General features: G+C 67.2%; 26 protein-coding genes and 1 tRNA gene. 6 read left to right on the top strand and 21 right to left on the bottom strand.

Features of this window, described 5'->3' with window-relative positions; genetic code table 11:
• Nucleotides 1–7: 7 nt before the first annotated feature.
• Complete coding sequence (locus QZZ33_RS11940; RefSeq protein WP_366476147.1) at nucleotides 8–1,426, bottom strand: arsenic transporter; 1,419 nt, start codon at nucleotides 1,424–1,426, stop codon at nucleotides 8–10.
• A 115-nt stretch (nucleotides 1,427–1,541) separates the two neighbouring features.
• On the opposite strand from QZZ33_RS11940, the gene QZZ33_RS11945 reads away from it, so the two are divergent.
• The gene (locus tag QZZ33_RS11945) at nucleotides 1,542–1,886 is read left to right on the top strand and encodes a metalloregulator ArsR/SmtB family transcription factor (protein ID WP_291380251.1); all 345 of its coding nucleotides are present in this window, start codon (nucleotides 1,542–1,544) and stop codon (nucleotides 1,884–1,886) included.
• 40 nt (nucleotides 1,887–1,926) lie between these two features.
• On the opposite strand, the gene QZZ33_RS11950 is transcribed toward QZZ33_RS11945, so the two are convergent.
• The 3 genes from QZZ33_RS11950 to QZZ33_RS11960 all read right to left on the bottom strand — a co-directional run bounded on the left by QZZ33_RS11950 (nucleotide 1,927) and on the right by QZZ33_RS11960 (nucleotide 3,623).
• A tRNA-Gly gene (locus tag QZZ33_RS11950) sits at nucleotides 1,927–1,997 on the bottom strand.
• Nucleotides 1,998–2,064: 67 nt separating this feature from the next.
• A complete protein-coding gene (locus tag QZZ33_RS11955) occupies nucleotides 2,065–2,994 on the bottom strand; it encodes an aldose epimerase (RefSeq protein WP_291380252.1) in 930 nt (309 codons plus the stop codon).
• 71 nt (nucleotides 2,995–3,065) lie between these two features.
• Complete coding sequence (locus QZZ33_RS11960) at nucleotides 3,066–3,623, bottom strand: hypothetical protein (RefSeq protein WP_291380253.1); 558 nt, start codon at nucleotides 3,621–3,623, stop codon at nucleotides 3,066–3,068.
• 207 nt (nucleotides 3,624–3,830) lie between these two features.
• On the opposite strand from QZZ33_RS11960, the gene QZZ33_RS11965 reads away from it, so the two are divergent.
• Nucleotides 3,831–4,076 carry a DUF6458 family protein gene (locus tag QZZ33_RS11965; protein ID WP_291380255.1) on the top strand — a complete coding sequence of 82 codons (246 nt, stop codon included), beginning with the start codon at nucleotides 3,831–3,833 and terminating at the stop codon, nucleotides 4,074–4,076.
• Between the two features lie 14 nt (nucleotides 4,077–4,090).
• Here the strand turns inward: QZZ33_RS11965 and QZZ33_RS11970 are convergent, their stop codons facing one another.
• The 12 genes from QZZ33_RS11970 to QZZ33_RS12025 all read right to left on the bottom strand — a co-directional run bounded on the left by QZZ33_RS11970 (nucleotide 4,091) and on the right by QZZ33_RS12025 (nucleotide 17,105).
• Nucleotides 4,091–5,368: an MFS transporter gene (locus QZZ33_RS11970; protein ID WP_291380257.1), complete on the bottom strand. Its 1,278-nt coding sequence runs from the start codon at nucleotides 5,366–5,368 to the stop codon at nucleotides 4,091–4,093.
• 58 nt (nucleotides 5,369–5,426) lie between these two features.
• The gene (locus QZZ33_RS11975; RefSeq protein WP_291380258.1) at nucleotides 5,427–6,413 is read right to left on the bottom strand and encodes an NAD(P)-dependent alcohol dehydrogenase; all 987 of its coding nucleotides are present in this window, start codon (nucleotides 6,411–6,413) and stop codon (nucleotides 5,427–5,429) included.
• 73 nt (nucleotides 6,414–6,486) lie between these two features.
• Nucleotides 6,487–8,667, bottom strand: coding sequence for an MMPL family transporter (locus tag QZZ33_RS11980; RefSeq protein ID WP_291380259.1), 2,181 nt, complete (start codon nucleotides 8,665–8,667; stop codon nucleotides 6,487–6,489).
• Nucleotides 8,668–8,798: 131 nt separating this feature from the next.
• A complete protein-coding gene (locus QZZ33_RS11985; protein WP_291380261.1) occupies nucleotides 8,799–9,515 on the bottom strand; it encodes a DUF4386 domain-containing protein in 717 nt (238 codons plus the stop codon).
• Nucleotides 9,516–9,628: 113 nt separating this feature from the next.
• Nucleotides 9,629–9,874: a helix-turn-helix transcriptional regulator gene (locus tag QZZ33_RS11990; RefSeq protein WP_291380262.1), complete on the bottom strand. Its 246-nt coding sequence runs from the start codon at nucleotides 9,872–9,874 to the stop codon at nucleotides 9,629–9,631.
• 1 nt (nucleotide 9,875) lies between these two features.
• Nucleotides 9,876–10,370 (bottom strand): hypothetical protein, encoded by a 495-nt coding sequence (locus QZZ33_RS11995; protein WP_291380263.1) that lies wholly within the window; start codon nucleotides 10,368–10,370, stop codon nucleotides 9,876–9,878.
• A complete protein-coding gene (locus QZZ33_RS12000; protein WP_291380264.1) occupies nucleotides 10,367–10,795 on the bottom strand; it encodes a hypothetical protein in 429 nt (142 codons plus the stop codon). The genes QZZ33_RS11995 and QZZ33_RS12000 overlap by 4 nt, the downstream gene beginning before the upstream one ends.
• A gap of 2 nt (nucleotides 10,796–10,797) precedes the next feature.
• Complete coding sequence (locus QZZ33_RS12005) at nucleotides 10,798–11,247, bottom strand: hypothetical protein (RefSeq protein ID WP_291380265.1); 450 nt, start codon at nucleotides 11,245–11,247, stop codon at nucleotides 10,798–10,800.
• Nucleotides 11,248–11,500: 253 nt separating this feature from the next.
• Nucleotides 11,501–12,106, bottom strand: a complete 606-nt coding sequence (locus tag QZZ33_RS12010) for an ATP-binding cassette domain-containing protein (RefSeq protein WP_291380267.1) — start codon at nucleotides 12,104–12,106, stop codon at nucleotides 11,501–11,503.
• The gene (locus tag QZZ33_RS12015) at nucleotides 12,103–12,897 is read right to left on the bottom strand and encodes an ABC transporter permease subunit (protein ID WP_291380269.1); all 795 of its coding nucleotides are present in this window, start codon (nucleotides 12,895–12,897) and stop codon (nucleotides 12,103–12,105) included. Before QZZ33_RS12015 ends, QZZ33_RS12010 begins: the two co-directional genes overlap by 4 nt.
• Nucleotides 12,875–13,909, bottom strand: a complete 1,035-nt coding sequence (locus QZZ33_RS12020; RefSeq protein ID WP_291380271.1) for an ABC transporter substrate-binding protein — start codon at nucleotides 13,907–13,909, stop codon at nucleotides 12,875–12,877. The genes QZZ33_RS12015 and QZZ33_RS12020 overlap by 23 nt, the downstream gene beginning before the upstream one ends.
• Before the next feature lie 13 nt (nucleotides 13,910–13,922).
• Nucleotides 13,923–17,105: an NAD(P)-binding protein gene (locus tag QZZ33_RS12025; RefSeq protein ID WP_291380273.1), complete on the bottom strand. Its 3,183-nt coding sequence runs from the start codon at nucleotides 17,103–17,105 to the stop codon at nucleotides 13,923–13,925.
• Nucleotides 17,106–17,348: 243 nt separating this feature from the next.
• Between QZZ33_RS12025 and QZZ33_RS12030 the strand changes: the two genes are divergently transcribed.
• A complete protein-coding gene (locus QZZ33_RS12030; RefSeq protein WP_291380275.1) occupies nucleotides 17,349–18,230 on the top strand; it encodes a bifunctional helix-turn-helix transcriptional regulator/GNAT family N-acetyltransferase in 882 nt (293 codons plus the stop codon).
• 49 nt (nucleotides 18,231–18,279) lie between these two features.
• On the opposite strand, the gene QZZ33_RS12035 is transcribed toward QZZ33_RS12030, so the two are convergent.
• Both QZZ33_RS12035 and QZZ33_RS12040 read right to left on the bottom strand, forming a co-directional pair.
• Complete coding sequence (locus QZZ33_RS12035) at nucleotides 18,280–18,693, bottom strand: DUF1801 domain-containing protein (RefSeq protein WP_291380277.1); 414 nt, start codon at nucleotides 18,691–18,693, stop codon at nucleotides 18,280–18,282.
• A 9-nt stretch (nucleotides 18,694–18,702) separates the two neighbouring features.
• Nucleotides 18,703–19,314 (bottom strand): N-acetyltransferase, encoded by a 612-nt coding sequence (locus QZZ33_RS12040; protein ID WP_291380279.1) that lies wholly within the window; start codon nucleotides 19,312–19,314, stop codon nucleotides 18,703–18,705.
• Nucleotides 19,315–19,498: 184 nt separating this feature from the next.
• Between QZZ33_RS12040 and QZZ33_RS12045 the strand changes: the two genes are divergently transcribed.
• Nucleotides 19,499–21,112 (top strand): ATP-binding cassette domain-containing protein, encoded by a 1,614-nt coding sequence (locus QZZ33_RS12045; protein WP_291380280.1) that lies wholly within the window; start codon nucleotides 19,499–19,501, stop codon nucleotides 21,110–21,112.
• 2 nt (nucleotides 21,113–21,114) lie between these two features.
• Here QZZ33_RS12045 and QZZ33_RS12050 read toward each other — a convergent pair whose 3' ends face one another.
• Nucleotides 21,115–22,170, bottom strand: a complete 1,056-nt coding sequence (locus QZZ33_RS12050; protein WP_291380281.1) for an aldo/keto reductase — start codon at nucleotides 22,168–22,170, stop codon at nucleotides 21,115–21,117.
• Nucleotides 22,171–22,271: 101 nt separating this feature from the next.
• On the opposite strand from QZZ33_RS12050, the gene QZZ33_RS12055 reads away from it, so the two are divergent.
• Both QZZ33_RS12055 and QZZ33_RS12060 read left to right on the top strand, forming a co-directional pair.
• A complete protein-coding gene (locus QZZ33_RS12055; RefSeq protein WP_291380283.1) occupies nucleotides 22,272–23,135 on the top strand; it encodes an HAD family hydrolase in 864 nt (287 codons plus the stop codon).
• A gap of 33 nt (nucleotides 23,136–23,168) precedes the next feature.
• On the top strand, nucleotides 23,169–23,564 hold the full coding sequence (locus tag QZZ33_RS12060) for a MerR family transcriptional regulator (RefSeq protein WP_291380285.1): 396 nt from the start codon (nucleotides 23,169–23,171) through the stop codon (nucleotides 23,562–23,564).
• On the opposite strand, the gene QZZ33_RS12065 is transcribed toward QZZ33_RS12060, so the two are convergent.
• Together QZZ33_RS12065 and QZZ33_RS12070 are read right to left on the bottom strand one after the other, a co-directional pair.
• Nucleotides 23,561–23,914, bottom strand: a complete 354-nt coding sequence (locus QZZ33_RS12065; RefSeq protein WP_291380286.1) for a nuclear transport factor 2 family protein — start codon at nucleotides 23,912–23,914, stop codon at nucleotides 23,561–23,563. The two genes, QZZ33_RS12060 and QZZ33_RS12065, sit on opposite strands and share 4 nt — an antisense overlap.
• A 57-nt stretch (nucleotides 23,915–23,971) precedes the next feature.
• Nucleotides 23,972–25,102, bottom strand: a complete 1,131-nt coding sequence (locus QZZ33_RS12070; protein WP_291380288.1) for a winged helix DNA-binding domain-containing protein — start codon at nucleotides 25,100–25,102, stop codon at nucleotides 23,972–23,974.
• Between the last annotated feature and the right edge of the window lie 104 nt (nucleotides 25,103–25,206).

Here is a 25,206-nt window from a genome sequence, read left to right on the forward strand (position 1 = left end):
ACCCCGGCTACGTGCCGATCAGGGTGAGCCAGCCGACAAGCGCGAGGAGTGTGACGGCGAGCACGGGGATGGTCAGCACAATGCCGACCTTGAAGTACGTGCCCCAGCCGATGTGCATGCCCTTGCGGTCCAGCACGTGCAGCCACAGCAGGGTCGCGAGGCTGCCGATGGGCGTGATCTTGGGGCCAAGGTCGGAGCCGATCACGTTGGCGTAGATCATGAGCTCGCGCGTGAGGCCAGACGCGTTGGCGGCCTCGATGCCGAGGGCCGCGACCAGCACGGTCGGCATGTTGTTCATGACGGAGGACATCCCTGCCACCAGGAAGCCGGTGCCGCCCGCCGCCGCGAGTGGACCCTGGTCGCCGAACCACGCGAACACGTCGCCGAGTGAATCCGTAAGGCCCTGGTTGCGCAGCCCGTACACCACCAGGTACATGCCCAGGCTGAACAGGACCACCTGCCAGGGCGCGGACTTGAGTACCGGCGCGATGGGGATGCGGCCGGCGGGTCGCGGGGCCGACCGGGGTGCCTCGTCCGTGTCGGCCGCCGACGCGTGAGCCGCCACCGCGGCGGCGTGGGCGTCAACCTCCGCCATCGTCGGCGACAACCGGGCGAATACCCAGGCCGGCTTGCGCGCGGCGATCAACAGGATCACGATCGCGCCGAGCCCGGCAACGGCGGCGATGGGGATGCCGATGGGGTCCGCCACGAAGTACCCGACGAGCAAGGCGGCCAATACGACCCACCCGGCCCTAAAGGTGACGTGGTCGTGGATGGCATCGGCCGGTCGCGCCAGGTCGGCGACGTCGTACCTGGCGGGGATGGACTTGCGGAAGTAGATGCGTAGCACCACCAGGCTGGCGACGAGCGAGACCATGCTGACAGGGATCATCACGAGCGCGTAGCGGGCAAAGCCGATGTCGAAGAAGTCCGCAGAGACGATGTTGACCAGGTTCGACACCACGAGCGGCAGGCTGGTGCTGTCGGCCACAAAGCCGGTGGCCATGACGTAGGCGAAGGCGGCCTTGGGGTCGAACTTGAGCGCCAGCAGCATCTGGTAGACGATCGGCGTGAGGATGAGGGCCGCGCCGTCGTTGGCGAAGAAGGCTGCGATCGCGGCGCCCAGCACGACGATGAGGTTGAAGAGCATCCGCCCGTTGCCGCGGCCCCACCTGGCGACGTGGAGCGCGGCCCACTCGAAGGTGCCTGCCTCGTCCAACACGAGCGAGATGAGGATGATGGCCACGAAGGTGAGCGTCGCGTTCCACACGATCACCCACACGTCAGGCACGTCGCTGAACTGGATCACTCCCGTGATGAGGGCGACGGCTGCGCCGCCAAGCGCGCTCCACCCGATGCCGAGACCGCGCGGCTGCCAGATGACCAGGACAAGGGTGAGGACAAAAATGATGACGGCGATCAACAAGGGCTGGTCTCCTGCGTTCTGGTCTGGTGCCAAGCGATTCGGGTGCAGAGCGAATATCCCACGCATCACGATGCGCTGATATCACGCCACACTGATGCACGGTAGCGTATGGGACATGAGTCCGGTCACCGCCCCGTTGCCACGAGTCCCGTTTCCTGCCGCTGTCGGGTCCCAGTTCAGTCTCCTGGCGGACCCGCTGCGACTCAAAATCGTGGAGGCGCTCGCGAGCGAGCAACTGTGCACGTGCCACCTGATCGACATCACGGGTGCCCGCCAAAGCACCATCAGCAATCACCTGCGTGTGCTGCGGGAGGCTGGCGTGGTGACGAGCGAGGCCGACGGGCGCTACACCTGGTATCGGCTGGCCCCCGGCGCCTTCGCCGACGCTCTGGGTGCGCTATCGCGCGTCGTCGCCGATGGTCTTTCGGCTCCGCGGTTGCGCCCCGCCTGCGCGACGTGACGGGGGCCGCGTGCGTGGCGCGGAATCAGGCCGAGATGAGAGCGGGTGACGGGAATCGAACCCGCGCTATCAGCTTGGGAAGCTGAAGTTCTACCATTGAACTACACCCGCGTGCGCCGTCGGCGCGGTACCCATTCTAGGCCAAGGGCGCTACCGCCCCGTCAAACGTGACGCCCCGTCAAGCGTGAGGCTGCGCCACCAGCGTGAACGCGGTGGACCGCGTCTCGCCGGGTTGAACCAGGAACACCCCCGTACCCTCGGAGCCAGCGGCCTCGAGGTTGAAGCCGTCGTTGCCGTTGGTGACGGGCTCGACCGCGAAGAACGGCACGTCAACCGGCAGGTAGACCACGGCGTGCTCGAGCAGCGCGCCAGCCTCGACGTCGATGGTGACGGCGCCGGGGTAGTCGATTGTCGCCAGGGTGGACGACGTGCGGCCAGTGAAGCACCCGTCCATGAACTCCTCACCGAGCGGCTTCATGTGGCGGAAGTCCAGCCGCCCTGACACCTCTTGTGGGGGACCAGTGGGCAGGCACTCGATGACGGGGTACGACGCGACACAGTTGATCTGGAGGCGAGTCGGCTCGCCAGGCGCGACGCCGGGGACGCTCAGTTCCCGCAGAAAGTAGGGGTGATGGCCCAGGCCGGCAGGGAAGGTCTCGTGAGCGTCGTTCGTGATCTCCATGTGCCATGTGAAGCGCTCGGCATCCAGTTCGTACGTGAAGCGCGCTGTGAACGGCCACGGGAAGTTGACCCCGTAGACCGCGCGCGATACGAACTCGAGGGTGACGGACGTGGGCGTCTGCGCGGCCACGGCCCATGGGAACTCGATGCCCGTTCCGTGGATGGCCGTGCCATCTTGAAAGTTGACGCGCAACTGGTAGTCCTTGCCCGCCCACCGGAACGCCGCGTCGCGGATCCTGTTGGACCACGGCACCAACGGGAACGACGCCGTGGACCACACGTCGGCGAGGGACTCTTCAGGGGTGGGACGGAGTACGTCCACCCACTCCCCGCCAACGAGCACGCGGCCGAACGCGACGGAGCCGCCGGTGGCAGGGACGAGGCCTACCTGCCAGTGCTCGTTTTCAAGGGTGACGACGTGGGTCATGGTGACATTGTGACTGATGGGACCGCTCGCGTCCCTGACCAAATGCCCAACCGTGTCGCGAGCGTCACTCGCTACCGGTTTTGAAGCGCGTCGAGACCCACCGCAACGGCTTGCAGCAGTCGAGTGTCGTACTCCTCGGCCGTGACGGTGACCTGATACGTGTCACGCAGACCCCACTTGCGCACGATCTCCATGACGGGGCGCTCCCCCACGCTGAACACGAAGTCGTAGGGGATGAAGCCGAAGTCAGTGAAGCGGCGGATGATGGCGTAGACCGCAGACTTCTCTTGGCCCTTCACCTGCGGCTGGCCAGCTTGGTCGATGAGCCACGTGGAGTTCAGCAGGGAGGCGGCGAAGTCCTTGCGGAACTCGCCGATGGCCTGTCCGGCGCCGTCGTAGACGTCAACAACCGACCTGATATCGAGCACATTGCGGGCCTTGAACGTGAACAGCACGGTGTTCTTCGAGTCATCGGTGTAGAACACCACCTCCTCTCGCATCTTCATGCGCTTCTGCTGCGCGAAGCCGAGCATGGTGGTGGGTTGCCAATGGGCGTCGACGCTCCAGATCTCGTACCGGTTGACCATGGCGGCGAAGCGTTGCTTGATAAGGAAGTTGCGTGTCGTCATACGGGCGACGTTAGCGTGGCTGCGAGGCGCATGGAGAGAGGCGCGCGAAGCGCGTCGCGCCGGGTCCCGCGTGCCGCTCAAGGAATGCGCCGCGGACGCCACACGTTCCCCCTACAGACGCCCTTGTGGCGCGCGTTGCCAGGCGCAGCCGCCCGGCACCCCTGGTACGACCGCAAGACAGGCACGACCGAAAGACAGGAGAGACTCATGGCTATCGGTACCGGCATCTTCTTGATCGTGGTGGGCGCTGTGCTCACCTTCGCCCTCAACGTCACGGTGGACGTCGTCAACCTCGACGCCGTCGGCTGGATCAGCATGATCGCGGGTGCGGCAGCGATCATCATCTCGCTCATCGTCAACGCGCAAAGCACGCGCACCACTCACCGCGAGATCTACCAGGACCGCCCGGGAGCTCAGCCCCCGCCCCCCGAGTCAGGCACGCGCGGCGTCTAGTGCGCCCACAACCGCTACGGGTCCGGGATCTGCACCTCGGGAATGGTGGTGACCTTGAGGAACGGCCTGCGTGGCGACAGGGCCACGTCGAGCCGTCCCTTGCTCACCGATCTGGCGACCACGGCGATGACCACCGCGAGCGCGGTGATTGAGCCGACTGCGATCGCGAGCCGGGGCCCCAGATGCTCGCCCACCCACCCCACGGCGGGTGAGCCAAGGGGGTTGGCTCCCATCAGCACCATCATGTAGAGCGACATGACCCGCCCCCTCATGGGCGCTGGAGTCGTCGTCTGCACCGTCGCGTTCGCCGAGGTGAGCATCGTCATGGCCGTGAAGCCCACTGGGATGCCCGACAGCGCGTAGGTCCAGTAGGTGGGCATGACGGCCATCACACCGCTAGCCACGGCAAACCCAGCTGCGGCGAGGACCACGAGCCGTGCCGACGGTTCCGTGCGTCGCGCGGCCATCACCGCACCGGTGAGCGAGCCGATTGCGAGGATCGAGCCAAGGATGCCGTAGTCCTCAGGCCCTAGCCCAAACTCGATGCGCGCCATCATGGCACTGGTGAGCTGGAAGTTCAGACCAAAGGTCGACACCACGCTCACCACCACAAAGATGATCATGAGGTCGCGTCTGCCGCGCACGTAGCGCAGGCCGTCGATCACCTGGCCGGGCGAGCGGGGTGCCCGCTCCTGGGCGTGGAACTGGGAGGTACGCATCAGCGCCAGCGCGATGAGGGTCGCGGCGAAAGTCGCACCATTGATGACGAAGACCCACCCGGTGCCCACGGCCGCAATCAGCAGGCCAGCGGCGCCGGGTCCGATGAGGCGTGCCGCATTGAATGACGCGGAGTTCAGGCCGACGGCGTTGGCCAGTTGCTTGCGCGGCACCAGGTCCCCCACGAACGTCTGCCGTGCGGGGGCATCGAACGCGGTGACGACGCCGAGCGCGAGGGCGAAGCCGTAGACGTGGAACAGTTCGGCGTTGCCGGACAGGACCAGCACGCCAAGACCCAAGCCCAAAGCACCCGCCGACGATTGGGTCACCATCAGCATCTTGCGGTGGTCAACCCTGTCGGCGACGACGCCGGTGAAGGGGCCGAGCAGCAGGAAGGGGAGGAATTGCAGGCCGGTGGTGATGCCCACCGCCACGCCAGAATCGCGAGTCAGTACGGTCAACACCAGCCAGTCCTGAGCGATGCGCTGCATCCAAGTGCCCAGGTTCGACACGAGGGCGCTGGCGAACCAGAGCCGGTAGTTGAGGATCCCGAGCGAGCTGAAAGTGTTTGTCATTTCTGACATGGAACGGTACGCCTCTACCGCGGCATTCCACCGCCCACAAGTCCCGGGACTATGGCACCGAGACCACCACTTTGCCGCGGGCGTGACGCGAGGCGACTCGCTGCATCGCATCCGCGCCGTGAGACAGCGTGAACATCGTGTCCATCAGCACGGTCAAGCTGCCATCGGTGAGCATGTCGGCCAACGCGCGCAGGTCCTGCTGGTTGGGCGAGGAGTAGAAGACTCCGATGCGCTTGCGCAGCACCTTTCCCCTCCACGCCGCCTTGGTGACGCGGGCGAGCGCCCCGCCGTCTGGTCCAGGCTCGCCGCTGTTGGGCAGCAGAACCCCTGTCGCAGTGGTGAGCTTCTCGAGTGCGAGCATCCGGTCCGCGGCCACGTTGTCAAAGATGAGGTCGAAGCGCTCCTCGGTGTCCAGCACGCTCTCGCTCGTGTAGTCGATCACGCGATGTGCCCCCAGGTCGAGCACCGCCTGCACGTTGCCGGACGAGCACACCCCCGTGACGGTCGCTCCGGCGGCGGCGGCCATCTGCACTGCAAAGGAGCCGATGCCGCCCGACGCGCCGATCACCAGCACCTTGTCGCCAGGGCCGACCGGCCGCACCCTGAGCCCGTGGAGCGCCGCGAGCCCCGCCATCGTCGTCGCGGCGGCCGCCTCGAAGGTGATGCCCGCAGGAATCCTGGTGACCTTGTCCTCTGCCGCCAAGGCGTACTCGGCGAGCGTCGCCCGCCCCTCGCCGAACACCTCGTCGCCCACCCTCCACTGGGTGACGTCGGCTCCCACCGCCTCGACGATGCCGGCCACGTCGCTGCCCCGAATCGTCTGGCGCGGCCTGCGCAACCCCAGCCCGAGGCGGACGACGGCTGGCTTGCCGCGCGTGAGGAAGACGTCGGCCGGATTGAGGGCGGTTGCCTTGACGCGCAGCAACACGTCGCGCGGCCCAGGCGTGGGGACGGGGACGGTGCCGGGTGAGAGCACGTCGGCCTCGCCGTAGTGGTGGTGCATGACGGCGGTCATGGTGGCGGGTGTGTGGGTCATGACTTCCTCCAAGGAAGATACAAAGAGTATGCGCGTCGCCGACGCGGGTGGGGCGTCGGCGACGCGGCTGCGATTAGACGAGCGCGGGCTCGCGCTCGTCGTGAGGCTCTGGCAGAGCGGCAGCGGGGGCGGGGGGAGCGTGGTGCTCCACCCGGGGTAGCCACTCAAGCCACGACGGGAGGTACCAGTTCGCCTTGTCGAGCCAGGTCATCGCGGCAGGCACCAGCAGGATGCGGATGATGGTGGCGTCCAACATCACGCCGACCGCGAGCCCGAATCCCCACTGCGACAGCTCGGGAATCGACGCGGAAGCGAAGCCGCCGAAGACGCCGATCATGATGAGGGCCGCGCCCGTGATGAGCGGCCCGGTCTTGGACACGCCCTCGATCACGGCTGTTCGTGTGTCCCCCGTGGCGTCGTAGCGCTCGCGGATCCGGCTCAGCAGGAACACGTGGTAGTCCATCGACAGGCCGAAGACCAGGGCGAACACCATGACCGGCATGTACGGGGAGATACCGTCGGCGGTTGGCAGGCCGAGCGCCTCGCCCCAGCCCCACTGGTAGGTGGCCACGAGAGCACCGAACGTTGCCGTGGTGCCGATGAGATTCATGAGGATCGCCTTGAGCGGCACCACCACGGAACGGAACATCACCAGCAGCAGCACGAACGTGACGCCGAGGATGAACGCGACGGCCCACGGGGCCATTCTCGCGATCAGGCCAAAGTTGTCGTACTCGGTTGCGCGTGCGCCTCCTACGAATGCCTCGGTATCCGCGCCGGTGAGGTGGGTGGGGATGAGGTCCTGGCGCAAGCGCTCGATCGCGTCGGCCGACTCGGGATCCGCCACGTCGAACGTGTCGTGAGTGTCGATGAACACGGCGCCGCCACGCTCGTCGACCGTGGTACCCCCAAAGCCAGCGTCGGCCTCGATGGCATCGGCCAGCGCCGCAATCTCCCCGTCGGTTCCGCCAGTGACCGCGACCATCGTCGCCGAGTCGGTGAAGCCGAAGTCCTCCGTGTAGACCACGTTGGCCTTGTTGAGCACGAAGTCGTCTGGCCAGGAGTCGGGACTTGGCATCGCGAACTTGAGAGACAAGACGGGCGCCATGATGAGCCCCAAGATCACGAGGCCGGCCGTCGCGGCGGAGCCAGGGCGGCGAGCCACCCACGTGGCAAGGCGGTTCCAGCCGCGCGAGGTCTCGCCTGGGTGGCGCATCGGCAACCGCCAGGAGTTGACGCGATGCCCCAGCAGTCGCAACACGGCCGGGAGCAGGAACAGGGCGATCGACACGGCAGACAGGGCCACCGCGATGATGGCGATGCCGATGCCCAGGAACGTGTTCTGCGGCAACAGCATGAGGCCGCCGATGGACGCCACGACCGTCAGGCCAGACGTGAGCACCGCGCGATTGGCGGTGGTCCCCGTGATGGTGACCGCGTCGAGCACGCTGTGACCGCGCGCGAGTTCCTCTCGGAAGCGCTGGACCGTCAGCAGCGAGTAGTCGATGCCGAGCGCGAGGCCCATCATGCCCACAAAGATGGTGAGACTGTCGGACACTTCGGTCCCAGACGACGCAATGGCCCGCGACGCGATGGCCCCGATCCCCGTGGCGATCACCATGGACGCAAGAGCCACCAGCAAGGGAAGGCCCGCCGCGACCACGGCGCCGAACACGAACACGAGCACCACGAGCGCGATCGCAATGCCGATTCCTTCCCCCCTCGCCAAGTCGCTGCTTGCCAGCTCGTTGAGCGCGAGCTGCATGGACTCGGGCCCCGACACAAACGCATCCACACCGTCGGTCGCTACCGCGTCCACGGCGTCGATCACGTCGAGCATCACCGCGTCGTCCGCCACCACGGTGAAGTCCACGACGGCGGACCCTCCCGCGGGCGCAACCAAGGCGTCGGACGTCGAGACGTCGCTCACGCCCTCGATGGCGTCCAGGGCGGCTACCGCGTTGGTGAGCACCGCGTCGAATGCCGCCGACCCGGATGTCTCCGTATCGGAGGTGACGATGAGTTGCTCGGCGAAGCGGGCGGAATCGCTGTCGCCAACGCGGTACTGCTGATCGAGATCGGCCGCAGTGTCGGCCTCGGTAGAGACCAAGTTGGTCTGAAGCGGGGAGACGTACTTGTCGATCGATCCGGCCGCGATACCTGCGGCGATCATCGCGAGTATCCAGCCGATCACGGTGAGCCACGGCCGCCTGGCGGCCGCGCGGGCAAGACGCCCAGTCATTCCGACATTCATGGTGGTGCCTTTCGAGTGGTGTGTGCCGGGTGGCACGCGGTTTTCGGGTGCGCTCGGTTGTTTTGAGGCGCGCTGAGTAGAGGTGGGGTGGGGTGTGGTGCTCGGGTAAAGGGTGCGCGGGCGGCGTGGGACTAGGCGGCCGCGACCTCCTCCGCGCGGGTGGCAGTCGCGGCAGCCGGAGCCGGGCGAATGCCCTTGACGAGCAGGTAGCCGATCATCCAGAACTCACCGATGGTGGCGGGAATCGCGAGGCTAGCGACAAGCCAGCCAGGTGCGTCGGCGAGGCCGTAGCCGAGCAGGCCGCTCACGACGTAGCCGACGCCGCCGACCACCAGGATCCATCCCATGACTCGCGGGAATCGTGCCGAGGTGACGGCCACCCAGCCCATCGGGATGAGCCAGAGGCCAAAGAACAGGTTGCCCATGCCCCACGCGTTGGTGGAAAGCTCGTACATGAGTGCGACGGTTCCCGACGCGTCGGCGCCGGGGGCGAGGCTGGCGTCGGCCGCAATGGAGTTGGCGGTGGCCATGAACGCGCCCGATGCCATGATCGCGACAGCGTTGACCATGCCGAACGTGGCGGTCGCGTAGGCGGCCGTCGGGTTGATGGGGCGGAACAGTTTGTAGAAATACACGGCCGCAAGCGCCTGGGTGAGGACCACTCCCATCTCCAGCAGCACCAAGAGGTGGGCCTGATCTGCGTGGTCGGTGAGGTTGGCCAGGGTGGCGGCGGGGTCGTCGGCGTCAATCAGTCGAGGACGCAGGGCGAGGAAGCCGAGCATGCCGGTGAAGGCGAGGCCCAGGTACCAGGCGCCGGCGGCCCTGGCGGTTTTGATGTGGTGCGTCATGAGTGCTCTCCTATGAAGTGAGGTGCTTTTTGGGTGAGCGAGGAGGAGGTCTCGTGCCTCTCGGCTCGCTGGGTTGGTCGGTGAGTTGGGGAAAGGGCGCGCGGCCCTAGGTGCTAGAGGGAAGGCTGATTGTCGGTGCCTCCCGTCTCGTAGGCGAAGACGTCATCGAGGGGCCGCTTGAACACCCTCGCGATCTCGAAAGCCATCTCGAGCGACGGGGAGTACTTGCCCTGTTCGATCGCGATGATGGTCTGGCGGGTCACCTTGAGGCGCTCCGCCAGCTCGGCCTGGGTCATCTCGCCACACTCGAACCTCAAGGCGCGAATGCGGTTGGTGACCTTGGTGGGTTTGGGGGCCATGTCAGAAGCCCCTGCGGTAGGCGGCGATCTTGGTGAGGGTCTCGGCGTACGCGCCCACGGTGCCTGCAAGGAACACCAGGTTGCCGATCCAGAAGAGATCGGCGCCGATCATGGCAAGCACGAGTACGCCAAACATCGCCACGCCACTGATCGTTGCGGCACGGCGGTCGCCGAGCCTCTTGATGTCCTTGTCCCGCAGGTCGCCCTCGAGCTGACCTTCTGGGTTGATGCCGCGCGCGGCGAGACTCACGGCGCCACCGATGGCGCCCACAATCGAACCGATGATGGTGCCGACCATAGAGAGTCCGATAGCCCACATCATCGGTGTGATCCAGGAGACGTCCTCGATGGGCTGGGAGATGGCGCGAGGAATGATCACGGCGAAGTAGGCCACCGACGTGATGGTCACGACCGCGAGGTAGACCCACACGGATCGTTCGTCCACGGTCATCGCGACCGGGTCATCGTCGCCAGGGGCGCGCAGTTCGTGGTTCATCGTTCGAGACCTTCCCTATAAGCGGCGACGGTGGTGCCTGACTGAGCGAGCGAGCCCAAGAAGCTGCCAACGAACAGGACGTGGACAGCCCAGAAGGTGTCGGCGCCAAGGGCGAGCATGATCAAGGTGGCCAGGACGGCCAGGCTGGTGAGACCCGCGCCGGCCGACTCTGACGTGCGCATGATTTCCGCGTCGCGCTCGTCGGCGATGACCTGCCCGCGCAGGCGCCACCGCGCCACGCCGTAGAAGGCCGCGTAGAGCGCCCCGCCGATGCCCACCATCAGCAGCATCGGCCCCTGCCATGCCACCTCGGTGAACGACGCGTCGTCCGTCACCGCTCGGGCGATGATCACGATCCAGTACGTGGCGAAGGCCGCGACGCCGAGCGCGAGGCCCAGCAGCTGGTGACGGAGCTCGAATTCCATGGTTACAGCACCTTCGCGTAGAAGACGGCCTTGACGACGACGCCGAACACGGCGGCGAGCGCAAAGGCACCGAACAGGGAGTTGGTGATCCAGAAGGGATCGACTTCGAGCAGGCCGAGCACGAGCGGCACTGCGGCCAGGCAAGAGAACACGTAGAACGAGAGCGCGTCGCCTCTGCGCGTGACATCGCGGTCGCGCTCATCGGTGCGGCGATCGGTGCCCTTCGCGGCGTGCGCGGCGGACCCGCGACCCAGGCTGTTGATCACGAACGAGGCGCCGATCGCCCACAGCATCGCGGGCACGTAGTTGAGCTCCGCCGCTGGGGTATGGCTGAGTTGCACGGCGAGCCACACAAAGTACGCGGCGGCGGTCGCAAACGAAGCGAAGCCGTAAGCCCGCTGGTAGGCCTCGGTGATGGTCATCATCTCTCCCATGTCAAAGTTTGTTGACATCACTCAAGGTAAGGCAGGTTTGACATCATGTCAACAATTATTTACATGAGTTGTGCCGGGGGGCGCCGTCTGCGGCCCGCACGGCCCTCACACGCCAGCCCCCACCGCCCCGACCCGGACACTACGAACCGCAACGGGGAGCGACGCGCCGCGGATCGGCGCTCCCGGGCGATGCGGGTCGGCGTGTCACGGTCAGAACGGTTCACAGTGTTGGGGGGCGTGGCGCGGGCGTGGCGCGGGCGCGGGCGCTGCGTTAGAGACCCAGTCCGGGGCTGTGACGCAGCCGCACGACGCGGGCGCCCAAGAACTCCGCTTCGGTGGGATCGTGCGTGATGAGCACGGCCGTGCGTCCAGTTAGGCGCTCGCGCACGTACTCCATGACGGCGGGCTTGGTGCCCGCGTCGAGGCCGGTGAAAGGCTCGTCGAGCACCACGAGGTCCGCGCCCACCGCGAGCGCCCGAGCGATGGCCACTCGGCGACGCTGGCCGCCTGAGAGCTCGCGCACCGGCTTGGTCAGGTCTGCGGGTTCCAGGCCCACGAGTGCGAGTTCGTCCACGGCTGACGCGCGGTGAGACCTGTCCAGTACCAGCCTCACGTTCGCGACCGCGTCGAGGTGCGCGCACAGCCTGTCCTCTTGGAACACCGCCGCGCGGCGCAATCCGGCCACGCCGGTCACGCTGCCCCAGTCGGGGGTCTCTAGCCCCAGCAGCAGTCGCACCAAGGTGGTCTTGCCCACGCCGTTTGGCCCGGTCAGGGCGGTTACGGTGCCGGGCTCAAGCACAAGGCCGACGCCGTCGAGCACCACGTGGTTGCCATAGCGTTTGGTCACCGAGTGCATCGTGATGGGTTCGCGCGTCATGAGGCGCTCCGCTCGACACGGCCGGGCACCCGCCGCAGCAGGCGCAGCACGGCCGACTCGCACGCGACGCTTAGCACCACGATCACGAGCGTCCACGCAAGGATGTCTTCGGAACTGAGGAACAGCTTTGCCTCGTAGAGCCGCTCGCCGATGCTGCCGTCGGCGACGCCAATCACCTCGGCTGCGACGCCGCTCTTCCACGCGAGGCCGACGCCGACGCGGCAGGCGGCGGCGAAGAAGGGCAGCACGGCAGGCATGTCGATGGCGGCTACCCGGCTCGCGAACGGCACGCGGAACACTCGAGCGGCCTCCAGCAGGGAGCGATCCCTGTGCCTGATCCCCTCTAGCACGCTCGCGTACATGACGGGCAGCACCATGAGGAAGGCGACGATAGCGGACAGCTTGCTGGTGTCCGTCCACAGCAACAGCAGGATGATGAAGCTCACCACGGGGGCGCTGCGGATGGTCGAGATGAGGGGCGACACCAGCGTGTCGACCATGCGGGAGGCTGCGGCGAGCGCCGCGGCGAGTGCACCCACCACGGCGGCGCCAACAAAGCCGATTGCGATCCGGGCGAGGGACCAGCCCACGGTGCCCCAGAAGTCGATCGTGAAAGCGAGCTCCGCGAGGCGCGTCATCACGGCCCATGGGGAGGCCAGCAGAAAGTCCTTGTCGACGCTCCACGCGGCGAACTGCCACACGGCCACCCAGAACAGGGCGGCCACGAGGGGGCGGCCGACGCGCTTGGCGCGCGACGCAGCCTCGCCGTTAGCCGCCGAAGTAGAAGTCATCTCCCGGCATTGTTCCACCGACCGACTTGGGGTCGGCATCGAACAGCACCTGCAGGTAGCCGCTGAGCGACGTCTTCATCTCGTGGCCGTCCACAAACGTGATGTAGGAGCGTGGGATAGCCTTCTCGGCCAGGGCCGCCTCTGGCACGATGCCGGCGTCCACGATGAGCGGCGCGGCGTCGGCCGGGTTTGCGTTGACCCACGCGGTGGAGGCCTCGTAGTCCGCGAGGAACTGTGCGACGGCCTCGGGGTTTTCGGTGGCGAACGCGTTGCGCACCACCACCACGCCCGTGATGAGTTGTGAGTCTGGCGACACCGCCGCCCACTCCTCCGTGAGGTCGAGGGCGATGCGCAGGTCGGGGCTCTTTGCGGACGCGATCGTGACGAAGGGCTGCGGGAGCACCCCGATAGAGCCGGGGGTCGTGGTGAGTTGCGCCACCACCTCGGTGTGCTCCGACAGGTACTCGACCGTGACGTCGACCCCAGGCGTGAGGCCCGCCTGCGTGAGCAGGTAGTTGAGCACGTACTCGGGCGAGGCGCCCTTGCCGGTGCTGTAGATGGTCTTGCCCTCGAGGTCAGCGATCGACTGAATCGAGTCTCCGGACTCCACGATGTTGAGCACGCCGAGCGTGTTGACCGCCATCACCGAGATTTGCGCGTCGGTGCCCTTGGTCTTGCTGTAGAGCACCGCCGCCAGGTTGGACGGCACCAGGGCCACGTCGACGCCCCCTTGCGCGACCAGCGGGACCACCTCGTCTGGCGACCCGTACATGGTGACCTGGTAGTCCTCCGCTGCCGTGCCAGCGGCCGCGTCCTCCATGAGCCCCACCAGGCCCATCGTCGTCGGGCCCTTCAGTGACGCGATGGTGATGGTGGTCGGGTCAGGCGCTGGCGCCTGCGATTCCGCGACCGTGGCCGTGGGGGACGTGTCTGTCGCAGGAGTGCTGGACGCGCACGCCGTTAGCAAGCTGACCGCGAGCAGGGCGCCAAGGGTGGCGAGGGACTTTTTCATGGGGGAATCGCTCTCAGGGTTGGGGAAGGACGTCACCGCGGAACGGCGCGTACGACGTGTGGAGCAGGTCGTGTGCCACGTGCGAGTTGGGCTCGCCGTAGAAGTCTTCGTACAAGCGAAGGATGTCGGGGTTCTTCTGCGAGTCTTTGAGTGCCATCTCCTCGTCAATATTCGACAAGATCATCGTCTTGAGTCCCGACTCGCCCTGGCTCTTTGGCTTGGGGTGACCAGCGCCGTTGATGCAGCCGCCGGGGCAGGCCATGATCTCGACCAGGTCGAAGCCCATGTCGTCGCCAGCGAGCAGACGCTTGATGACGGGGTCCGCATTGCCCAGTCCCGAGATGGCGGCGATGCGCAGCGTGCGTCCAGGCGCCTCAACCTCGGCGACCTTGACGTACGGCAGGCCCTCGACCGGCTGGAAGTCGAGGCGAGTGCGCAACGACTCTCCCGTCAGCTTCTCGACGGCCATGCGGGTCGCGGCCTCGGCCACGCCTCCCGATGAGCCGAACAGCACGCCGGCTCCGGAGACCTGCTTGTAGGGCTCGTCAAACTCTGCAGGCTCGATGTCTTCCTTCTCGAGGCGCAGCATGTGCTTCATCTCGAGGAACTCCGTGGTGGTGAGCACGGCGTCGACGTCGCGGATGCCTTCGGGTGCGAACTCCGGGCGTGCCGCCTCGCTCTTCTTGGCCATGCAGGGGACGATCGACACGACGTAGAGGTCGTCGAGGTTGATGCCCTCGCGCTTGGCGAAGTGGGCCTTCACGGTGGCGCCCATCATCTGTTGCGGTGACTTGCAGCTCGACAGGTGCGGAAGGATCCCGGGGTAGCGCCGTTCGGCGTAGTTGACCCAACCGGGGCAGCACGACGTGTACAGCGGCAGTTTCCCATCGCCCTCGAGGCGACCGAAGAACTCGGTGGTCTCCTCCATGATGGTGAGGTCGGCGGCGAACACGAAGTCGAAGCTCTTGTCGAAGCCCATCTTCTTCATCAGGCCGGCCACGAACGGGGCCGCCTCCATGTGCGAGAGGCCGTACTCCTTGGCGATGTGCGCGCGCACGGCGGGCGCGACGAAGCCCACGACGACCTTTGTGGGATCGTTGATCGCCGTGAACACGTCTCCGCGCTCGCGCTCGTAGTCGAGGGCACCCGTGGGGCAGGCGCGCACGCACTGTCCGCACGAGACGCAGTCGGTCATGCTGAGCGGTTCGCCGGTGCTGGTGCATACCTGCAGCTGTCCTTGGCGGAACTGGAAGGCGAGCACACCCGGGCCCATGATCTCGGAGCACGCGGCCACGCACAGCCCGCAAGAGATGCACTTGTTCTGGTCGCGAATGATGAACTGGTGGTCGCGGACAATCGGGGTGTGGGGCCGCACGTGCAGCGTCGGCTCGAACATGACCTTGTGGTCGCTCGCCTGCTTGCGCAGCGAGCAGCTGTTCTGCGCGGAACAGCCGCACGTGAGGCATCGTGCCGCCTCTGCCTGTGCCTGCTCTGCAGTGAGGCCGAGCTCGACTTCGGGGAAGCCGTCCAAGCGGTCCTCGACCTCGAGTTCCGCCATGACGGACCGTGCGAGCGACGGGAAGTCCTCGAACTCTGCCTGCGGAATGTCTTCGAGCGAGCCGCGCGAGCAGGAGTAGTCCTCGTGGCTCGGCTTGACGTAGCCATGGGTGACGAATTCGCTGATGGCCTCTGCCGCGCGCCGTCCGGCTCCGATGGCCGCCACCACGGTGGAGGGGCCGGTCACGCAGTCGCCGCCGGAGAAGATCTTGGATTCGGAGGTTTGCATCGAGTGGCCGTCGATGTCGATGTCGCCCCACTTGTTGAGGCGCACAGGGAGGTCGTTGTAGAGGAAGCCGGTGTCGGTGTTCTGGCCGATGGCGCCGATGATCGTGTTGGCCTCGATCACAAAGTTGGAGCCCTCGATCGGCACGGGGCGGCGGCGGCCTGAGCGGTCGGGCTCGCCGAGCTCCATGCGCATGCAGTGGAGTGCCTTGATGCCGTTGTCCGCGTGGGTGATGCCTTGAGGCGCGGCGAGGAAGACCATCTCCACACCTTCGCGCAGCGCCTCTTCCACCTCGATGGCCTGGGCTGGCATTTCTTCTTGCGTGCGGCGGTAGACGAGCTTGACTTCCTTGGCGCCCTTGCGCAGGGCGGCGCGCGCGCAGTCGATTGCCGTGTTGCCGCCGCCGATGACGATGACGGTGTCGCCGACGGGGGCGTCGTTGCCCTTGGTGACGTGACGCAGGTAGTCGATGCCGAGCTCGACGCCTTCAACGTTGTCGCCATCGATCCCGAGCGGGGTGGCGCGCCAGGAGCCGATCGCCAGGTACACGGCGTCGAAGTCGCGCTTGAGGTCTTCGAGGTTGAGGTGGGTGCCGAGGCCCCTGTTGCAGACGATGTTGACGCCCAACGACTCGATGAGCGCGATTTCCTTGTCGAGCGTCGCCTTGGGGAGGCGGTACTCGGGAATGCCGTAGCGCATCATGCCGCCTGGTTCCGGCTGGTTCTCGAATACCGTGACCCCGTGGCCGGCGATGGCCAGGTAGTTGGCGGCGCTCAGGCCAGAGGGGCCGGCGCCGATGACGGCGATGCGCTTGCCGGTGGACTCGGCGATGCGGGGGCGCCACGGCTGCTTGCGTGCCATGTCCCAGTCGGCGGCAAAGCGCTTGACGGCGTTGATCGCGACGGGCTCGTCCACGAGGTTGCGGCGGCACTCGTCTTCACAGGGGTGAGGGCACACGCGGCCACACGCCGACGGGAACGGGTTGCGGTCCTTGATGACGTGGATGGCGGCCTCGAAGTTGCCGTCCGCGACGTGCTGCAGGTAGGTCTGAATGTCGATGTTCGCTGGACAGGTCTGCACGCAGGGCGCCACGCAGTCGGCGTTGTGGTCGCACAGCAACTGCTCGAGCCGCACCTTGCGGTAGGCCTCGAGGCGCTCGGTGTGGGTCTTCACCGTCATGCCGGGGGTGACTGGCGTCAGGCAGGCCTTCACGTCCCTCGGCTTGTCTTCGCCCACCTCGACCACGCACAGGCCGCAACTTCCGTTGGCGCGCTTGAGGCGCACGTCGTTGCACAGCGAGGGGATCTCGATGCCCTCGTTGCTGAGCGCGTGCAGGATGTTGAGTCCCGCCTCGACCTCGATTTCACGGTCGTTGACCGTGACGGTCACGCGTTCTGGTTGTGCCTTGTCCACCACGATGTCCTCCGACTGCCTTGTCAGTGAGCTGGCACGACCAGCGGTCGCGGGACGTGCTGCCGTCGGCCATGGGGTGGCCGGGTGCCCTCTGTGCACCAGTTCCCACGCTAGGAGCCGGTGGGCCCAGATTCTAGGGACCAGTGTCCCTGGGACCTCGGGACCAGGGGGTCCCGGGTCGGGTCTGCGCGTGCTTGAGGATTGGGGTGGCGAAACGCCTTATAGTTGACTACAGTCAACAATATGCCGGATCGTCACGTTCAGACCTTTCGCCAGTTCCAGCGCGTGGTGACGCGCGAGGTGGGCGCGCTGCAGGATGACTTCCTGGGACGCGGGCGCCCATTCGGAGCGTCTCGGCTGCTGTGGGAGATGGGCGACGGGCCCGTCGAGGTCTCTTCGCTGCGCGAGCGGCTAGGACTGGATGCCGGTTACGCGTCGCGCCTGCTCCGCTCGCTCGAGGACGAGGGACTCGTGGCCGTGCGCCCAAGCCCGGACGACGCTCGGGCCAAGGTGGCGACGCGCACGCCGGCGGGCACCGATGAGGCGACGCTGCTCGACCGCCTCAGCGACGACGCCGCGCAGGGTGTGCTCGCAGGATTTAGCGACAGCGAGTTGGCCGAAATTGACGCGGCTGCCCGCACGCTCACCCGCGCCCTGACCAGGCGCCACCTTTCCATCGAGACGGTTGACCCGCAGTCGCGGGACGCACAATGGTGCGTCGACCAGTTCTTTGCGGAAATCGATGCGCTGTTCGACTCGGGCTACGACCCCGCCAAGGCCATCGTCGTGGGCGCCAGCGAATTGACCCCACCCCACGGGGCCTTCTTGGTGGCGCGACTCCATGGCCAACCCGTCGGCTGCGGCGGCGTGAAGCTGCCCGCTGGCGAGCCGGCGTTCCTCAAGCGCATGTGGGTGGCGCCGTCGGCGCGCGGGCTCGGCGTGGCCGGACTCATGCTGGACCAGCTCGAAGCGCTCGCGGTCGCATCGGGGGCACCCGCGGTTACTCTCGATACCAACTCCTTGCTCACCGCAGCTGGCCAGTTGTACGAGTCCCGCGGTTATCGCCAGGTGGCGGACTTCAACGGCGAGCCGCATGCGGACAGGTGGTACCGCAAGGAGTTGTAGGCGGGTGCGGCTGCGCGGCCCCGAGCATGTGCGCGGCCCGCGCGATGCGCTACGCCTCGTGCAACTTGGGCCGCTCGAAGCCGCGCTTGACGAGCTTGCGCAACACCGCCTCGTCCACCGCGTCGAGCTTCTTGACGTAGACGCAACCCGCCCCGGTGGTGTGTGGGCCGAGGTCGGCCAGCATGGCCTCCGCGCGTTCGTCGTCCTTGAGCCCATACAGAGACAGGGCGGACTTGCGGGGCGAGAAGCCGACCCGGAAGAACTCCCCCTTGCGGCCGCTCGGATAGCAATACCGGTAGGTGCCGAAGCCGATCATGCTGGGACCCCACATGAAGGGATCAGCGCCTGTCACCTCCGACATGAGCGCCAACAGCCGCTCGCCCTCCTGCCTGCGCTTGAGGGGCTCAACGGAGGTCAGAAACTCGGCGGGGCTTTGCTCGGTCGGCGCGGTGACGTTAGCCATGCAGAAATGTTACGACGCGTGGCTGCCCAGTGTCGTCGATCGGGCGAACGTGACGTTCTGGTCGTCCTCGCCGATGCGCACAAATCCGACCTTGGGGTAGAACGCCTGTGCCGGCTCGTTAGCGCGCGGCACCACCAGGTGCACTCCCTCAACGCCTTGCTCGGCAAGCTGAGCCATGAGCGTGTCCATGAGGCGCCTGCCCCAGCCAGCTCCCTGGAGTTCCGGGAGCAAGTCGATGTGGAGGTGCGCGGGGTAGTCGGCGACCACATCGGAGAGGCACCTGGTGCGGTCGGCGGCGGCGGGCAGTAGCCAGGCGTCGTCGGGCGTCTTGGCGGTGTGAAGCGGCTCCTTCGCTGGCCACCACTCGTTGCTGAACCACTCCTGAAAGGCCTCGGTGTCCGCGGCGCCCACCACGTAGCCGCTTACCTGACCGCCCACGTCCACCACCCACGCCGAGCAGGAGGGGCCGTGCAGATACGGCAGGGCAAACACGTCGGCGAGGACGGTGTCGTCCCCAAAGCGGCCAGCGGCGTCTCCGCCGTCGGCCCCCGTGAGGAGGCACACCCGTGCGATCTGCTGCTCGTCGGCTGGTGTGGCTGGGCGGATGCGCGGCGTGGTCATGTGCCCAGGTTACGGCGCGTGCGCCCCCATGTCAGGAACCGTGACCGTATTGCGACGCTCGACGGCCCGGCGGCGGCCAGGTTACAGTGATCCGACCGCGACACAGGAGGAACCGATGAAGCACTAGGGATGCCAGCTACGTCTGGCCACGGCGACCACCGCTCCAGACCTCAAGGACTCCCTGATGCCATCGACCCTGTCTTTCACCCACCTCTCTTTCGCGTGGCCGGACGGCCGCACCGTGTTTCGCGACCTCACCTTTGCCTTGCCCTCCGGCCTCTCCGGCATGGTGGGCCGCAACGGCATCGGCAAGACGACGTTGGCACGCCTCGCCGTCGCCGACCTCGCGCCTACCGCCGGTTCAGTCGCGCGGCCAGACCGCTTTGCCTACGTGCCGCAGCATGTCGCGCTCGCGGTGGACGACGCTGTTGCCGACGTGCTGGGCATCGGCGCCACCGTGCGGGCGCTGCGGGCGATCGAAGGTGGTTCGACCGACCCCGCCGACTACGACGCCGTCGCCGACGACTGGCTGGTCGAGGAGCGTGCCCATGCCACTTTGGACGCGCTGGGCCTTGGCAATATCGGGCTGGATCGCCGCATCGGCCAGGTCAGTGGTGGTGAGGCGACACTGCTTGCTGTGGGTGCGTCTTTGCTGGCCGCGTCGGATGTGTTGCTGCTGGACGAGCCGACGAACAACCTCGACGCCGACGCCAGGGAACGCCTAGTGGAGGCACTCGTGCAACGCCAGGGCACCACGGCCGTGATCACCCACGACCGCGCGCTGCTGTCACGCGTCGAGCGCATCGGCGAGCTGAGAGAGAAGGCGGACGGCAGCACCGAGCTGCGGTGGTTCGGCGGCGCGATCGCTGCCTTCGAGGAGGCGGTCGCGGCGGAGCAGGATGGCGCTCGCCAGGTGGTGGCGGGGGCGGTGGCGCATGCTGCGCGAGAGCGCCGAGACCTGGTGGCGCGCGTCGAGTCGGCGGGAAAACGCCGGCGGCAGGCGGCGTCCGCGAGGGCCAATGCCAAGGTCACGCGGGCCGGGGTGAAGGTCAAGACAGACCAGGCCGCACGCACGGAGGCGCGGGTGCGCCACGTCCATGAGGACCGGCTCGATGCGGCCACCGCACGGCTTGCCGACGCGCGCGCCGCGATCGAGCGCGATAGGTCCATCCGCATCGACCTGCCGCTGACTGCGGTGCCGCACCGGCGCGTGATCCTTCGGGCCGCGGGACTGGTGACGCGGACAGGTGAGTGCGGGGACGTGAGCATCGTGGGGCCGGAACGCATCGTCATCGCGGGGGCCAACGGCTCCGGCAAGACCACACTGATCGAGACACTGTTGGGCACGCGTGAGCCCGTGGTTGGCACGGTGGCCGTGCGCGTGCCGACCGGGTATCTTCCACAACGTCTCGACCTGCTCGACGACGCGCTGAGCGTGGTCGACAACGTCCGCAGGCGTGCTCCCGAGGTGGCCCCTCAAGAGGTGAGGGACCAACTCGGGAAGTTCCAGTTCAGGGGTGCTGCTGCCGATGCGCTCGCGGCGACCCTGTCAGGTGGCGAGCGGTTCAGGGCGGCGCTCGCGTGTGTGCTGCTCGCGCGGCCGGCCCCCCAACTGCTCGTGCTCGACGAGCCGACCAACAATCTGGACTTCGCGTCCCAGGAGCACTTGGCGCAGGCCCTCGAGGGATACGGGGGAGCGCTCGTGGTGGTGAGTCACGACCCCGCGTTCGTGGAGTCCATCGCCCCCACCAGGCGGTGGACGCTGGGCGAAGGGCTGGAGGATGTGCCGTTGCAGTGACGCTATGCGCTAGCGGAGTCCAACTGCGACAGCTGGTCGGCGGTCAACGTCACGTCGAGCGCCTCGATGCATTCGAGGTACTGGTCCCACGTGCGCGCGCCAATGAGGGGCAGCACGCGCGGCGAGTCCTGGGCCAGCATCCAGGCGAGCACCACCTGGTTGCCCGTGGCACCCGTCGCCTTGGCCACCGCGTCTACGGCCGCGAGCCTGGTATCGGCATCCGCGCCGCGATAGTTGTCCATCGCCCAGAAGTCGTCGGCCCGCTTGGAAGGATCCGAGTACACGCCCTTGAGCACGGGCGAGTAGGCCACCAGTTGAAGGTCGCTGTACGTGCGAAGGTAATCGAGTTGTTCGTCTCCAGGGATCGACAAGTTCTCGACTCCAGCACGCTTGCGGAGGTAGCTGTGCTGCTGTTGGAGCGCCGCAGGCTGCGGCCAGCCGTTGGCCTCTGCCACCGCCCTGATCTGCGCGAGGCGCCACGTCGACACGTTGGACCAGCCGTAGGCGCCGATGCTGCCGTCGGCGACGAACGACGCGAAGGTGCCCACCGCGTCGGCAAGGGGGGTGCGGCGGTCGTCGACGTGGTTGTAGTAGAGGTCGACGCTGTCAACGCCCAGCCGCTCGAGCGAGGCGGCGAGCGACTCCCGCAACACCTCAGGCGCGGCGCCGACGAACTTGGTGCGGGCGACCTCCCAGTTTGGAACGCCGTCGGCGTGCCACACGTCGTCGAGGTCCGTGAGCGTCGCCGTCGCCTTAGTGGCAAGATACGTCGCGTCCCTGGTGCCGGCGTCGGCGAACCACCGACCCAGCAGGGACTCGCTGTGGCCGCCCATGTCGCCCTCGACCTCCCACCAGCAGTAGCAGTCGGCCGTGTCGATCATGCCGCGAGCGGGAGTGCCGTCCGGCGCCGAGTAGCGGGGCGTGACCTCGGTGATGAAGTGGTCGAGGATGCGGCGTGACTCATCCTCTGGAGTGCGGGTGCCCATGATCATGGCGCCCAGCGCGATGGGGGTCAGGTAGGTGTCTGTTGTTCCGAATTGGAATGCATGTGTGTTCATGTCGCCGACGCTAAGACTTCGCGTGCGCTCGAAGTCAAGCGCGGGGTTCACGCGGCCAGAGTCCCGGTCGCGCGCGGCGTGCGACACGTACCCTGGCTCACGTGAAACTTGTAGGTACCGACATCGACGGCACGATCCTGCCCCCCTCTGGCCGATTCTCTGAGCGCACCCGTGCGGCGCTCGCGGCCCTCGAGCCCGCTGGGATTCCGCTCGTGCTCGTGACCGCCAGACCGCCGCGCTGGGTGGACGCGATCGCCGATGCGCTGAGCGTCAAGGGCCTCGCAGTGTGTGGCAACGGCGCCGTGGTGTACGACATGGACTCGCGAGAGATCGTGGACGCCGTGGGGGTGCCCACCGAGACGCTCTTGGTGGTGGCGGCGCGCCTGCGCGAGGCCCTGCCTGGCGTGGCGTTTGCCGTCGAGTCGCCCGCAGGGCTCTCCCGCGAGCCGCGCTTTCCTTTGGGAGAGCAGAACCTCGCCCACCACGAGGTGGGCCCGTTCGAGGAGCTCCCTGCCGTGCAGGACGGCAGCGTGTTCAAGGTGTTGGCGCTGCTCCGAGAGGGCGACGCCGACGACATGCTCGCGGCCGCCCTACCGCTGTGCGACGGCCTGCTGGAGGCATCGCACAGTTCGAGCGTGGCGCCGTTGATTGAGTTGGCGCCCCTGGGCGTCACCAAGGCCTTTGGGCTCGCGCGTCAGGCTGAGCGCTGCGGGATCGACGCGGCGGACGTGGTCGCGTTTGGGGACGCCCCCAACGACGTGCCGATGCTGGCGTGGGCCGGGATGTCGTACGCGGTCGCCAACGCGCACCCCGACGTGATCGCGGCCGCACAGCATCAGACAGCGTCGGTGCGCGACGACGGCGTGGCTCAGGTTCTCGAGCGGTTGTTGGCTGCAGCGAGGGATGCTGCACCCGACGCCAGTCCCGCCGCGAGCGACGCCACGGATCTCAGCCCCACCTCTTGACTTCGAGTGCACTCGAAGCCTTACCTTGAGGTCATGACCGGCTACTCCATCGAACAGGCCGCCGAGCGCATGGGGCTGTCCAAGCACACCCTGCGCTACTACGAGCGCGAGGGGCTCTTGCCTCCCATTGACAAGGCCGCCAATGGGCATCGGCGCTATACGGACGACGATCTTGGCTGGGTGAAGTTCCTCCAGTTACTGCGCGGCACCGGCATGCCGATTCGCGAGATGAAGGACTTCGTGGCGCTCACGTGGGCCGGGGATCACACGGTGGCTGACCGCGTGGAGGTGCTGATGCGGTACCGCGTGGAACTGCGCGACCGCATGGCGCGGGACCGGGAACACATGGCGTTCCTCGACCACAAGATCGGCGTCTACACCGACATGCTGGCTGCGCGAGACGCGACCCCGGAGCGCGTCAACAGCTAGATCCCCGCGAGCTCGGTCTGCTGGTGGACCACCATTTGCCAGGCTCCGGTGGCGCGGGAGTACACGGACGTCACCATGGCGCGGTAAGGCTGGCCGTCACGATCGGCGTCGGCCCGGTAGGAGATGGTGGCCGCCGTGTCGCCCAGCACGTGCACCTGGATGTCATTGAAGTCGAAGGAAGTCCAGGGGTCTGCCGAGGCGAGGCCCGCCTTGGTGGCCTCTTTGTCGAGGTGGCCGAAGGAGAGCACGCACAGGCCGTCGTCCGCCATGTGCGTGTCGTAGTAGGCGGCGCTCCCGGAGGCCGCCCAGAATCCGCGTTCGAGTTCAAGAAGTTCGTCGATGAGTGCCATGCGCTGTACCTCCGCTTCCACCCTAGGCAGGGAGCAGCGGCCGCGCGAACGCTGGTGTTACCGCTCGACCCATCTCACCTCAAGCGGGCGTTCAACATAGGCGGCATACTCCTGGGCGGCGTCGGCGATGCGGGACTTCGCCGCGTCTGTCAACGTGGCAAGCGGCGTCACCTCCACGCGCACTGACGTGGCCATGAGTCTGCGCGACCACAGCGCGACGACACGGCCGTCGTCGATCACGGTGGGCTTGAAGACGCCATTGTTGCCCGGCACCACCGCCGCGTGGTGGGCAGGATCGACGGCCCTCTCTTCTACCGAATACCCGAGCATGAACTCGTCGAACCCCGGCAGTAGGCGGGTGGGCGCGACCTGCGGAGGGTCCAACTCGACTGCGGAGACCCACGCAGGTCCAGCATCGGTCTCCACCTCGACGATGCCGTCGTCGAACGAGGCCGCGGCCTCCCCGAGCCCTGCCCTGCACTCTCGCAGTCCCAGGCCGGTCCAGCGAGCCATCTCGCGATCGGTCACGGGCCCGTGCCCTCGCACGTAAGCGGCGGCGACCAACGCCAGTGCCTCGTCATGCGAAGGCGAGCGATGCTCTGGCGCCCAAGAGTCGAGGCTGACGAACGTCTGCTCCTTGCCCTGCGGGGGGCCGCCGGCAAGATGTCCCAACTGGGAGGCGAACCACAAGAGGTGGTAGCCGCGTTGGCCTTGGGTCGAGACGCCCGCCTCATCCAACGCGGCCAGGCAATCCTTGCGCGCGACGGGGCCGTCTGCGTCGGCGACCAGGTCGGCGAGCACGTCGACCGCCTTGTGAGCGACGTCTTCAGGCAGGCCCAGGAACTCTCGTCGCCTGGCGGCGCCCGCGAGCGCCTTGCCGCCCATGAGGTCGAGCATCCACTTGGCGTCCCGCGAGGGAATCAGGTGGAGGGTCCCCCGCATCGGCCACGTGCGCACCACGTCGCGGCCTTCCAAGGCGCTGGCGGTCGCCCGCTCGGTATGGCCCGTGCGCAACCCAAGTGACCACGCCACGCCGGGAGCGTCCTGAGCCTGCATCGCGAGAAAGTGGTCAACGATTCCGACCGCGGTGCGTACCGGGTCCGCAGCCGTGTCGAGCAGCAACGACGCGAGGCGGACGCGGGCGACGTCGGCGCGCGACAGGTGGGGCGCGAGGGACGGCGTGGACATGGCACCACGCTACGCCGTGCGTGTGACTCACACCTGCGGTGACGGCACGGGAAACGGTCTTCCGCTCCCAGGCTGCAGGCGCTAGCGTGTGGCCGAAGGGGGGC

It is taken from the genome of Demequina sp. (genome assembly GCF_016278775.1).
In the GTDB taxonomy this organism is placed as follows: domain Bacteria; phylum Actinomycetota; class Actinomycetes; order Actinomycetales; family Demequinaceae; genus Demequina.

Bases quoted from the DNA above. Each gene is read 5' to 3' on its own strand.
- QZZ33_RS12000 (WP_291380264.1), bottom strand. From the start codon at position 10,795: ATGGAATTCGAGCTCCGTCACCAGCTGCTGGGCCTCGCGCTCGGCGTC.
- QZZ33_RS12040 (WP_291380279.1), bottom strand. From the start codon at position 19,314: ATGACCACGCCGCGCATCCGCCCAGCCACACCAGCCGACGAGCAGCAG.
- QZZ33_RS11985 (WP_291380261.1), bottom strand. From the start codon at position 9,515: ATGACGCACCACATCAAAACCGCCAGGGCCGCCGGCGCCTGGTACCTG.
- QZZ33_RS11970 (WP_291380257.1), bottom strand. From the start codon at position 5,368: ATGACAAACACTTTCAGCTCGCTCGGGATCCTCAACTACCGGCTCTGG.
- QZZ33_RS11960 (WP_291380253.1), bottom strand. From the start codon at position 3,623: ATGACGACACGCAACTTCCTTATCAAGCAACGCTTCGCCGCCATGGTC.
- QZZ33_RS12030 (WP_291380275.1), top strand. From the start codon at position 17,349: ATGCCGGATCGTCACGTTCAGACCTTTCGCCAGTTCCAGCGCGTGGTG.
- QZZ33_RS11955 (WP_291380252.1), bottom strand. From the start codon at position 2,994: ATGACCCACGTCGTCACCCTTGAAAACGAGCACTGGCAGGTAGGCCTC.
- QZZ33_RS12065 (WP_291380286.1), bottom strand. From the start codon at position 23,914: ATGGCACTCATCGACGAACTTCTTGAACTCGAACGCGGATTCTGGGCG.
- QZZ33_RS11995 (WP_291380263.1), bottom strand. From the start codon at position 10,370: ATGAACCACGAACTGCGCGCCCCTGGCGACGATGACCCGGTCGCGATG.
- QZZ33_RS12050 (WP_291380281.1), bottom strand. From the start codon at position 22,170: ATGAACACACATGCATTCCAATTCGGAACAACAGACACCTACCTGACC.
- QZZ33_RS12020 (WP_291380271.1), bottom strand. From the start codon at position 13,909: ATGAAAAAGTCCCTCGCCACCCTTGGCGCCCTGCTCGCGGTCAGCTTG.
- QZZ33_RS11990 (WP_291380262.1), bottom strand. From the start codon at position 9,874: ATGGCCCCCAAACCCACCAAGGTCACCAACCGCATTCGCGCCTTGAGG.
- QZZ33_RS11980 (WP_291380259.1), bottom strand. From the start codon at position 8,667: ATGAATGTCGGAATGACTGGGCGTCTTGCCCGCGCGGCCGCCAGGCGG.
- QZZ33_RS12070 (WP_291380288.1), bottom strand. From the start codon at position 25,102: ATGTCCACGCCGTCCCTCGCGCCCCACCTGTCGCGCGCCGACGTCGCC.
- QZZ33_RS12010 (WP_291380267.1), bottom strand. From the start codon at position 12,106: ATGACGCGCGAACCCATCACGATGCACTCGGTGACCAAACGCTATGGC.
- QZZ33_RS11975 (WP_291380258.1), bottom strand. From the start codon at position 6,413: ATGACCCACACACCCGCCACCATGACCGCCGTCATGCACCACCACTAC.
- QZZ33_RS12005 (WP_291380265.1), bottom strand. From the start codon at position 11,247: ATGTCAACAAACTTTGACATGGGAGAGATGATGACCATCACCGAGGCC.
- QZZ33_RS11945 (WP_291380251.1), top strand. From the start codon at position 1,542: ATGAGTCCGGTCACCGCCCCGTTGCCACGAGTCCCGTTTCCTGCCGCT.
- QZZ33_RS12035 (WP_291380277.1), bottom strand. From the start codon at position 18,693: ATGGCTAACGTCACCGCGCCGACCGAGCAAAGCCCCGCCGAGTTTCTG.
- QZZ33_RS12015 (WP_291380269.1), bottom strand. From the start codon at position 12,897: ATGACTTCTACTTCGGCGGCTAACGGCGAGGCTGCGTCGCGCGCCAAG.
- QZZ33_RS11965 (WP_291380255.1), top strand. From the start codon at position 3,831: ATGGCTATCGGTACCGGCATCTTCTTGATCGTGGTGGGCGCTGTGCTC.
- QZZ33_RS12060 (WP_291380285.1), top strand. From the start codon at position 23,169: ATGACCGGCTACTCCATCGAACAGGCCGCCGAGCGCATGGGGCTGTCC.
- QZZ33_RS12045 (WP_291380280.1), top strand. From the start codon at position 19,499: ATGCCATCGACCCTGTCTTTCACCCACCTCTCTTTCGCGTGGCCGGAC.